Source organism: Cupriavidus sp. 01L46, assembly GCF_056399905.1.
Map to the genome: position 1 here is coordinate 1 of NZ_JBFTSF010000242.1, position 10169 is coordinate 10169.

Sequence of the window (10169 nt, forward strand, 5' to 3'; positions counted from 1 at the left end):
AGCCAGCGTGCAGCGGCGCTACGTCATGTCAGCGCTAATCGAGACTGATCGTGGCCGATCAGTTCTTCGCTTTCGGCATCTGCGATACGAGCGACAGATTGATGTCCATGCCTTCAATCTGGAAGTGCGGCACGATGAACAGCTTGATGCGGAAGAAGCCCGGGTTGTCCTCGATATCCTCGACGATCACCTTGGCCTCCCGCAGCGGATGGGAAGCCTGCAACTCGTCGCCCGGATCGGTCATCTCGGTCACAAGCGTCTTGACCCAGGTGTTCAGCTCCAACTCCAGCAGGCGGCGGTCCTTGGTCGTGCCGATGTTCTCGCGCTGAATCAGCTTCAGGTAGTGGGCAATCCGCGAGAGCAGGAAGATGTACGGCAGGCGCGCGTTGACGCGGCTGTTGGCGGTGGCTTCCTTGGTGTCGTAGAGCGCCGGCTTCTGGGCCGAATGGGCGGAGAAGAAGCACGCGAAGTCATGGTTCTTGTAGTAGGACAGCGGGATGAAGCCCAGATTGGCGAACTCGAACTCGCGCGTCTCCGGGATCAGCACCTCGGTCGGGATCTTGGCCTGGTTGCCCGTGCCCAGGTCATACAGGTGGATCGGCAGGTCCTCGACCAGGCCGCCGGCCTGCGGGCCGCGAATCTGTACGCACCAGCCGTTCTTGATGAAGCTCTGCACCATGTTCGCGGCGAACGCGAACGAAGCATTGGCCCACAAATAGCGGGTGTGATCCGGGCCCTTGACCGCCTCGGTGTAATTGAAGGCGCGTACCGGCACGGTTTCCGGCCCATAGGGCAGCCGCGCCAGGAAATTCGGCAGCGTCAGGCCGATATAGCGGGCATCGTCCGACTCGCGGAAGCTCTTCCACTTCAAGTACTCGGCGCGATCGAAGTAGTTGCCGATGTCGCGGATGCTGGCCACTTCCTCCATCGATTCCTTGCCGAAGAAGGCCGGCGAGACGGAGCCGATGAACGGCATATGCGCCGCGGCGGAAACCTTGGAGATATTGCGCAGCAGGGCGATATCCTGCGGGCTGCGGCCGAATGCGTAGTTCGAGATGATCGAGCCGATCGGCTCGCCACCCGGCGTGTCGTATTCCTGGATGTAGGTGTGCAGGTACAGGCCGCTCTGGATGATCTCGGGGGTGTCCTCGAAATCCTGGCGCAGCGCGTCTTTCGAGGCGTCCAGCACTTCGATCCTGACGTTCTTGCGGAAGTCGGTGCGATCGACAAGGAACTTGAGGCCGCGCCAGGCCGATTCGATCTGCTGGAACGTCTCGTTGTGCATGATCGCATCCAGCTGGCGGCTGATCTGCTGGTCAAGGTGCTCGATATGGAAATCAAGCAAGCTCTTGTCAAGACGGTCCACCTGCTGCGACGAGTCCTGGATCATCTTCAGGAACACATTCATCGCCTGGGCGACGCGTTCATCCAGCGACGATTCGGCGAGCGCATCGGCGCTCTGGAAAGACTCCACCGGGCGCGTGGCCTTGACCKGTGTCAGGTTGATCTTCTCGCACAGGGACTCGTAGACGCTCTTACCGGGCGCATCCAGGACAGCGGTGTCTGCTTCGCTATTGGCGCGCGCGGCGATTTCATGTTTTGCCATGGGATTCACTCCTCAAGGAAGACGTTTATTRGGCGGACGGTGAGGCCGGCGCGGCTTCGCCGATTTTCTGCAGATCGGCGCGCAGCCGCTCGGACAAGGCCGGGTCCTTGAGGATCTTCTCCAGTTCGCGGCGGAACATCGCGTTGTCGAGCAGGTTCGACTTCAGGTCGCGCAGCAGATTGCGGGCCGCCATCAGCGCACGCAGCTCGGGCACCTTCCCGGCGACGACTTCCGGCTTGAAGTCGTCCATCGAGCGGAAGTCCAGGTCAACCGGCAGCTCGGTGCTGTCGCCGACCAAGGTGTTCTCGACGGCGATCCTGGCCTTCGGGTTGAAGTCGGCGAGGACCGAATTGAAGTTGTTCTTGTTGATGGACACCTTCTCACGATCGGCGAGCGCCCGCGTGTCCTGACCGTTGCTGTAGTCGCCCATTACCAGCAGCTTGAGCGGCAGTTCGACCTTCTTCTGCGCGCCACCGGTGTGCAGGTCGAGCTTGATATTGACCCGTGCCTTGGGCACTTCGTTCTGGAAACTCTCAGCCATCGTTTGTTCCTTTCTTATCTCTGATTTAAACGCTCTTTAGTTCTTGCGGTAACGATCAGTAAGGCAACCAGTCGGAATTAGTAACATGGAGGCCTATGCGAGATAAATAGGACGAGTATGAATTTTCTAAAAAATTACTATTTCGTTTAAATTTTGTAAAAACAGCATTTATGTCATGATTGAACCAGTTTAGAGTCCTGCATCAGGTTCGATCCAGTTGACAACGGAGCGAAGACCACGACGGATCCGGTTGAACAACGGCACGCCGACGGTGGCGCACCCCAGGCGTACTTCCTGCGGGTGCTCGGCGCGGCCAGCGCCGCCGAACTCGTTGATGACGTTGGACTGATCCACCGTGATCGTGCCCCAGGCACCTGATCGATCAGGTGGGTGAGCCGCCGCCGTGGGCTATCGCGTGCTTCAATTCCCGCCAACGACCCTGCCTCGCGCTTACCCCAATGCGTGCTTTCAAAATCCTGGTTCTGGCGCTGTTGTACTRCTTTCTTTGCAGGAAGCCGAAGCCGGATCGGAAAGTGTCCCCGGGTCCGCGACGCCGCAAGCCGCATCGCACCGGACGACGCTTGCCGTCGAAGGCCGACTCTTCTACGAGGGTGGCCGGATTGAAGGAGCGTGCGCTGGACATGGCCTACTTACTCGCCGGTGTCCTCATCGAGGCCCTTGCATCATCGAACGGGGCAGCACCAGAGAACCGCGACACCGCAAAACGCGCTTCAAGTCGTTCCTCGGAAACCGCTGGAGGCGGAGGCACGTTCGACGGAGGCGGCGCTTCGGGAAACTGGGACGATTCGCCTGCGTCGGGAAGCGATGAAGTATCGGCATCCAAGGATGGAGCTGGGTCACGCCGTTAGACTGGCTGCGTCCCTGCCAGATCGCACATGGATCGTGTCGAACGAGTGCTGGTGCTGTACTTGGGGATCCCGGGGGCGAATGGCGCCGCTGAGGACGCCGGCCACTCAGATCTCGTTGCCTGTGAGTTGGGTGTCAGGTCGCCAGTTGCGGCAGGAACGACACGTCAACGTGGTAGCGCTTCGGATTCTTCCGATCCAAGAGGACGGTGATGTGCTCGCGCGTCACGTATTCGGTCGGATCGAACCAGATGTTGCCGCTGTAGAAGACATGAACTTGCGATGTCGCCGGGTCCAGCCATTGCGCCGTGATGCGGTAAGGTGAGCGTCCGTTGACTTGTACGCTTTCGTTCTCTTCGATGCCCTGAACGCGCGCCTGGACCGGTATGCCCTGGGTGCGCAAATAGGCTTCCCGGCGCGATGCGCGCTGTGCCAGTCCGATCATCGCGGCGCCGATGGTGAAGAACACGAGGCCGATGCCAGCGGCTATCGTTGCCGCCCCCCAAAGGGAGAAGAATGCGTCGGGTGTCGCGTCATTCGGCTTTTCCGGTGAATACAGTACCGGGACCGTATCGCCGACTGCGTAACTCGGCGGGTTGCTGCCGCTCGACGCACGAAATTCGACGGTCCCACCCGGCGTCTGGAAGCGAATGATGGGTCTGTAGGTCGTCGAACCACGGTCGCCCTGTGCATCGAGGGCCACGACGATGCCGTCCGTGCCCACCGCGTTCGACAGGAACGAACGCGTATGCAGACCGATGGCGCTCGCGCCAAGCAGCAACGCGATACCGATGGCGAGGAAGGTGTACTTGATGATGCCCAGCGTTTTCATGAAGTCAGTTTGATGGGAGTTTGATGGGAGCGCCTGACTTGTTCAGAAGACCGTCGACGCGGCCTCATCAGGTGCAGATGGTCTAATTCATCGGTTGGCACCCTGCCCTCGGATCGCTGCGCGTACAGCCACAGTGACCAGCGGCAGATCCCGGTCATCGGAAGCGAGCTGCAACGGAAGGCGGAACCCATGGCAGGCGAAAAGACACAGCAGTCCCGCGCCCGATCCCTTGGCGCCGCGTGACGTCACAGAGCCGATTCAAGCGATTTCCAATGCTCGCGACAACGCCCCGCAGGACGTGCCGCCGTGATTGTTAGCATGGATGTCCCTTGAGATAAATAGGACAAGTACGAATTTTCTATAAAAGTGATATTTTTTTCAACAATTGTAATAATGCTATTTATGACATAAAAAAATCCGTTTAGAGTCCTGCGTCAGGTTCGATCAAGCTGACAATGGAGCGAAGACCATGACGGATCCGGTTGAACAACGGCACGCCGACGGTGGCGCGCACCAGGCGTATTTCCTCGAGGTGCCCAGCGCGGCCAGCGCCGCCGAGCTGTCGGTGGTGTCGTTCGAAGCGGTGGAGCGCCTGGGCGACACGTACACCGTGACGATCCAGCTGACGCACCCGTTGCCGCTCGATCAGGCCGGCTATCTCGGCAAGGACGCCACGTTCCTGATCGATCCTGGCGACGGCACGGCGCCGCGCAAGTTCGGCGGCTGTATCACGGGCTTCTCCGAGACCAGGCAGACCCATGATTCCTGCGCCTACGAGATCGTGGTCGAGCCGCTCGTCGCGCGGCTGCGGCTCACGCGCGCGAGCCGCGTCTATCAGCACCTGACCGGCCCGCAGATCATCGAGGCGATCCTGCGCCGGCATGGCCTGGAGGGCCATCAGTTTCGCTTCAAGACGCGCCGCGAGTATCCGCAGCACAAGTTCCGCCTCCAGTACCAGATGTCCGACTGGGACTACATCCGGCTGCTGATGGAGCAGGAATATGCCGCACGCAGCCGTGGGCAGAACTTCATCTGGGCCACGGACAACGGTCACATGGACAAGGGGCGCAATATGGCTTCGGGTGAGCAGAAAGAGAGGCTCAGGCCGGTTGTTTCGACAGATCCCGGAGAGCCCGCTTCAATCACGCGAGCCATGCTGTTTCCGGTTGGCATCTTCCCGCCGAATCCGCTGGGGCTGTACGACATGAACGCCAATGGATGGGAGTGGATGCAGGACTGGTATGACGCGAAGTGGTATCGCGTCAGCCCGGAGCGTGATCCGATGGGGCCACCGACCGGCACCTTGCGCTCATTGCGCGGGTACGCGGGTGGCGACTATGTCTCCGGGCTTAACGTCATACGATACGCGCGCGATCCCATGATCATCGGAAGAGATATTCTCACTGAAGTCATCGGCCCAAAGAGGAATACAACACATTCCGTACGCTGCGTGGCGAACCAGGATCACCCGATCGAAGGGGAGAGGTGATGACCTTAGCGAAGATTCGGATGCCTGGGAGAAAGCTTAACCGGGTCGTTCTCCTGCTCGCGGTGGTGCTGTGTGTTGGCTCTCGGTTGCAGGCCGGTGAACTAGAAATACGGCCGGTCGATGTACCGCCTGAAAAAACTGCCGACTGGAGCGTGACTGGTGGGCCAGCACGCCCGCTGGCGAAGAATGAGCGCCAACACGTGATGCGTGCATCGCACGTAGTGAACGACTTAACCGAATTACAAGGTTTCCATTGCCCATGAGCGCGATTGCATTCGAAGGTGATCCGACGGATCACGACGGCTATGTCATGACAGCCACCTCTACGATCATCGAGAACGGCAAGCGCGCGGCGTTGCTGGGAGATCTTGTCTACTGTCCAAGGGCAGGGCACGGCGTCAATCCCATCGTCGAGGGCGATACGACAATGATGTCGGATGGCCGCCCCCTGGTGACGCATCTTTGCAAGGCGGCGTGCGGATGCGTGATTCTTGCCGTCCACTCCACACTGTCGGTTCGTTGACCCATGCCTTGGCCAATTCCAGACGTGGCGGCAATCGCGCGCCCCCAGCCGATCGGGATCGGTAGCTGGCTGCTTGTCTTCGTGGCCGTGATGGGCCTTGGTGCTGGCGCCACACTGCTGCTGTGGCCGCAAGGCAGGCCGACCAATGAAGTGGGATTCTGGCTTTTTCTGATCGGCCTCCCCGTCACTGTCTTTGCATTGGTGTTCGGCCTGAGGCTGACGAAATGGGAGCGGGGACAACTGCTTGCCGAGGAGAGCGAGCAAGAGTGCAGACGCCTTGACTTGCTATGGCGGGACTGGGCTCGCCGCGATCTTTCGGTCGTCCGGGCGCAAGCGTTCTTGCCCATTGGCCCGGCGCCAGGCGAACTTGCCGCCGCAGGCGCGAATCTACCTGTGAATGCGTTACGGTCCGTCGGGTTTCCCTGGGCGGGTGAGGCCAAGGCGGACAGTCGCTACACGACAGTGCTCAACCTTATCGCGGACCGGTTCGCGGATGTTCTGGCAGAACTGCAATCTGTCGAAGTGAGGCTTGTGCTTGATGATGTCTCGCTGGCGCAAGAGGCAAAAAAGGCAAAAAAGGCAAAAGAGGCGCAATGGAGCACGAAGACGAAGCACCTGCTGGAGGCATCCGCGCCGGGCGTGTCGGTGGATATCCATGTCGCTGGCGCCCATCCGGCGGATTGCATCGCATGGATGGAGCAGGGCTTCGACGTAGACGAAGTGCCCGCCCGATTGGTCATTGCTGCGCAGATCTGGCCGGATACAGGCGAACGTGTATTCAGTGAAGGTGCCGCCGCGCTGCTGTTGAAACCTCGCACGGCAAGCCGGCGGGACCGGGCCGCGCATCGGTGCATCGCACCGGCACATCTCTTGCGGCCGATGGCGTCGTCGTCCGGGACCATCACTGCCGATGTGCGCCAGTTGCTGGATATGCAGGGAAGGCCGGGCGTCTTGCMACGCGCCTGGCTTAGTGGTTGTACGCAGCAAGATCGAGCGGCGTTCCTGACAGTGCTGTGTTCGTTGGGCGAGGATAAGCCAGCAGTTCTTCCACTGGACGATGTCATGGGCTTTCCGGGACCGGTCAGCGGCTGGATCGCCCTTGCTATCGCTTTGGAAACCGCGGGCCAGGATTCAGAGGATCAGTTGGTTGCGTGGCATACGCCTGGCAGCGACCGGACACATCTGTGTGTGGCCGTGCCGTCGATACCTGGGAGAAATTGAGTTGAAGAATCGTGCTTGGGGCCGGTGGCTGATCCTGGCGAGCGTACTGGCAGTAGCCTCGTCCTATATTGCCATGACGGTCGATATGGAACTTCTGCGTACTTGGCTCGGCCGGCATAGCCGGGAGGTTGCGGGCATCGCCGTAGCGGCGTTGGCCGCCTTTGCCTTCGCGTTTTCCAGGCGCAAGGAGATCCGGCATGCGATGCAACGAGCGTCGAAGGAACAAGGACTCGAGCCGCCCGCGATCCTGGACACGGCTGAAACGGAAGCAAAGGCCGGTGCGGCTTCGGCACAGACTCGCTCGGTGGCGTTGCGTTTCACGCTTCGATCCACCCACGGCCTGCGCTGGCGCTACCGCCAGCCCTGGCTGCTCCTCACCGGCGACGACGCCGCCATTGCCCGCCTCCTGCCCGAACTGGCAGAACAAGGCTGGCTGATCACCCCCGATGCGGTGTTGCTATGGAGCAAGACCGGCAAGGAGGGCTGGCCGGACGCCGACTGGCTCAGGGCACTCTACCGACTGCGCCGCCGCCGTCCGGTGGACGCGATGATTCTCACAACGGATAGTGCAGCGGATCTGCAGGCGCAGCGCCGCGGCACCCATCCCCATGGAATGCGCCTGGCGCGCATCACGGAATTGCTGCACTGGTCCGCCCCGGTCTACCTGCTGGATGTGGCGGAGGCGAGAACGGTGGCCCACGGCCTCATGCCGGTCATCGGTTGCGAACTGCCGCGCCAGGCCGACGCGGACGCCATCGAGGGCGCGCTGCGCACGCTGCGCGACCAGCTGGCGCAGCGCGTCGTCGCGCAGTTGATGGCGGGCAACCGCGACCGCTATATGGGAGAGCTTTCCCAGCGGCTCGACACCCGCGGCAAGGCGCTCGCCGACTGGATTGCCGGATTGGGGGGCCGGCAACGCCGGCGCATCTCCGTGGACGGCATCGTCTTTGCGCCGTATCCACGGCCTGTCACCGGCGATGCGAGCGTGCAGAGCAGCATCGACCTGCCGCTCTGGCATTACCTGGGCGAAGCCGCCCGCCGCCATCCGGGACAGCGCGTTGGCTGGCACCCGGTCACGGTGTCTGCCATCGTGGGCCTGACGGCCATCGGCCTGTGGAGCGCCGGCATGCTGGTGTCCGGCGTGCGCAACGCGCAAGACGTAAGCGCTGCACAACAAGTGATTCAGGATGTCCAGGCGGCCCCCAACCCGGCTGCGCGCCTGCGCGCGCTCCTTGCCTTGCAGCAGCAGATCGAGCGCTACGAGTACCGTACCCAGCATCACGCGCCGCTCGCGACCCGCTTTGGCCTGAATCGCGATCCGGCGGTCCTTGCCGCGCTGTGGAAGCCTTACGCGCAGGCCAGCCGCGAGTTGCTCGTCACGCCCGTGCAGCGGGATCTGGAGGCGTCGCTGGTGGATCTTGCGCAACTGCGGACCACGGTGCTGGATGCGGCGACCAACCGGGTGGCGCTGAGCGGTCACCAGGCGCTCAAGACCTATTTGATGCTGGCTAACCCCGAGCGCGCCGAGCCGGCCTTCCTGGCCCCGCAGCTGGTGCAGCATTGGTCCACCGAGGCCCGGATCACGCCGGGCGAGCGGCAGGATATTGCCGAGCGCTTGTTCAAGTTCTATGCGGCGCATTTGAAGTCCAACCCGGCCGGGCGCATCGAGCCGCGGCCCGAGCTGGTCGCCGGTGCCCGCCAGACGCTGCTGGCCGTGATCGGGGAGCGCAATGCCGAGGACACCGTCTATCGGGGCGTGATCCAGGCCTTTGGGGGGAACGCTGGCAGCAAGTATCCGGACCAGACCCTGGCGGCGCTGACCGCCGGCACCGATCCCCGGGGGCTGGTGCGAGCCRCCGCCATCGTGCCSGGGGTCTTCACCCGCCAGGCCTATGAGGGCTACGTGGCCCCCGCGATCGAGCAGGCCGCCARGCGCACGGAGATCGCCAATGACTGGGTGCTGACCGAYGGCMARCCGCAGYWGCRGACGCAAGTGACGGCAGGCCGTTCGGCCGAAGCACTGCAGGCCGCCCTGACCGAGCAGTACTTCGCCGATTACGCGGAACGCTGGCAGGGCTTCATGAACAGCCTGCAATGGGAGGCCGCGCCGACCCTGCCGGCCGCGATCGGGCAGCTCAAGCTGATGGCCGATGCGCGCCAGTCGCCGGTGATCGCGCTGATGAAGTCGCTCGAGTACCAGGGTGGGGCCGGCGCCCGCCAGGACTCGCTGTCCGATACGCTGGTGGCCAAGACGCAGGACCTGCTGGGCAAGAAGCCGGCGGGGCCCGAGGTGGCAAAGCCGGACGCGGCGGGGCCGCTGGGTGCGGCCTTTGGCCCGGTGCTGCGGCTGGTGGCGCAGGGCCAGCCCGGTAGCACCAACGCTGCCACCCATGCGGGCGCCAGCGGTGACCTGAGCCTGCAACGCTTTCTCGACCGCGCGACGGCACTGCGCTTGCGCCTGCAGCAGGTCGGCAACAGCGCCGATGCCGATGCGCAGGCCCGCCAGATGGCGCAGGCGCTGTTCCAGGGCAAGGGCTCGGAACTGGCCGACACCCAGGCCTATGCCCAGCTGATGGCGGCCAGCCTCGGCAGCCAGTGGGCGGGCATGGGCGAGACGCTGTTCGTGCGGCCCATCGCGCAGGCCACGCAGACGGTGCTGCAACCGGCGCAGGCGAGCCTCAACGACGCGTGGCGGCAAAGCATCGCGATGACATGGAGCCGCTCGTTCGCCGGACGCTATCCGTTTGCGGACACCGCCAACGATGCCTCGCTGGCCGAGCTGGCGCGCTTCCTGCGCCCGCAMAGCGGCTTGATCGGGTCGTTCCTCGGCACGCAGCTGGCGGGCGTGCTCGAGCTGCAGGGCGATCAGTGGCTGCCGGCGGCCACCGGCGGGCAGGCGCAGTCCTTCGATCCGGCCTTCCTCAACGCGATCAACACCTTGCAGCGCATGGCGGCGCACCTGCTGGCCCAGGGCGAGCCGCAGTACCGCTTCGAGTTCAAGCCGATCCCSACSCCGGGSCTGACCGACACGCTGCTGACGCTCGATGGGCAGACGCTGCACTACTACAACCAGCGCGAGACGTGGCAGGCG

General features: G+C 62.9%; 9 protein-coding genes and 1 pseudogene. 6 read left to right on the plus strand and 4 right to left on the minus strand.

Annotated elements, in window-relative coordinates; all coding sequences use genetic code 11:
* Nucleotides 1–58 precede the first annotated feature (58 nt).
* From tssC to AC1DS3_RS29540, 4 genes are all read right to left on the minus strand, one after another.
* Nucleotides 59–1606 (minus strand): type VI secretion system contractile sheath large subunit, encoded by a 1548-nt coding sequence (tssC, locus tag AC1DS3_RS29525; protein ID WP_477128501.1) that lies wholly within the window; start codon nucleotides 1604–1606, stop codon nucleotides 59–61.
* A gap of 25 nt (nucleotides 1607–1631) precedes the next feature.
* Nucleotides 1632–2147, minus strand: coding sequence for a type VI secretion system contractile sheath small subunit (gene tssB, locus AC1DS3_RS29530; protein WP_477128502.1), 516 nt, complete (start codon nucleotides 2145–2147; stop codon nucleotides 1632–1634).
* 189 nt (nucleotides 2148–2336) lie between these two features.
* Nucleotides 2337–2501 (minus strand): hypothetical protein, encoded by a 165-nt coding sequence (locus tag AC1DS3_RS29535; RefSeq protein ID WP_441636070.1) that lies wholly within the window; start codon nucleotides 2499–2501, stop codon nucleotides 2337–2339.
* Nucleotides 2502–3149: 648 nt separating this feature from the next.
* Complete coding sequence (locus AC1DS3_RS29540; RefSeq protein ID WP_441636068.1) at nucleotides 3150–3845, minus strand: DUF3592 domain-containing protein; 696 nt, start codon at nucleotides 3843–3845, stop codon at nucleotides 3150–3152.
* 469 nt (nucleotides 3846–4314) lie between these two features.
* On the opposite strand from AC1DS3_RS29540, the pseudogene AC1DS3_RS29545 reads away from it, so the two are divergent.
* The 6 genes and pseudogenes from AC1DS3_RS29545 to AC1DS3_RS29570 form a co-directional block, all read left to right on the plus strand.
* A pseudogene (locus AC1DS3_RS29545) lies at nucleotides 4315–4845 on the plus strand (contractile injection system protein, VgrG/Pvc8 family); the annotation flags it as partial.
* Nucleotides 4834–5334, plus strand: a complete 501-nt coding sequence (locus tag AC1DS3_RS29550; protein WP_477128505.1) for a formylglycine-generating enzyme family protein — start codon at nucleotides 4834–4836, stop codon at nucleotides 5332–5334. The pseudogene AC1DS3_RS29545 and the gene AC1DS3_RS29550, both read left to right, overlap by 12 nt.
* Entirely contained in the window at nucleotides 5334–5597 is a 264-nt protein-coding gene (locus AC1DS3_RS29555; protein WP_441641598.1) for a hypothetical protein, read from the plus strand. Before AC1DS3_RS29550 ends, AC1DS3_RS29555 begins: the two co-directional genes overlap by 1 nt.
* Nucleotides 5594–5857: a PAAR domain-containing protein gene (locus tag AC1DS3_RS29560; protein ID WP_183032906.1), complete on the plus strand. Its 264-nt coding sequence runs from the start codon at nucleotides 5594–5596 to the stop codon at nucleotides 5855–5857. The genes AC1DS3_RS29555 and AC1DS3_RS29560 overlap by 4 nt, the downstream gene beginning before the upstream one ends.
* Before the next feature lie 24 nt (nucleotides 5858–5881).
* Complete coding sequence (locus tag AC1DS3_RS29565; protein ID WP_477128503.1) at nucleotides 5882–7078, plus strand: hypothetical protein; 1197 nt, start codon at nucleotides 5882–5884, stop codon at nucleotides 7076–7078.
* A gap of 1 nt (nucleotide 7079) precedes the next feature.
* Nucleotides 7080–10169: ImcF-related family protein (locus AC1DS3_RS29570; RefSeq protein ID WP_477128504.1), on the plus strand; the 3090-nt coding region annotated here is incomplete at its 3' end.

Coding starts and splice junctions, on each gene's coding strand:
- AC1DS3_RS29540 (WP_441636068.1), bottom strand. CDS start 3,845: ATGAAAACGCTGGGCATCATCAAGTACACCTTCCTCGCCATCGGTATC.
- AC1DS3_RS29550 (WP_477128505.1), top strand. CDS start 4,834: ATGGAGCAGGAATATGCCGCACGCAGCCGTGGGCAGAACTTCATCTGG.
- AC1DS3_RS29555 (WP_441641598.1), top strand. CDS start 5,334: ATGACCTTAGCGAAGATTCGGATGCCTGGGAGAAAGCTTAACCGGGTC.
- AC1DS3_RS29560 (WP_183032906.1), top strand. CDS start 5,594: ATGAGCGCGATTGCATTCGAAGGTGATCCGACGGATCACGACGGCTAT.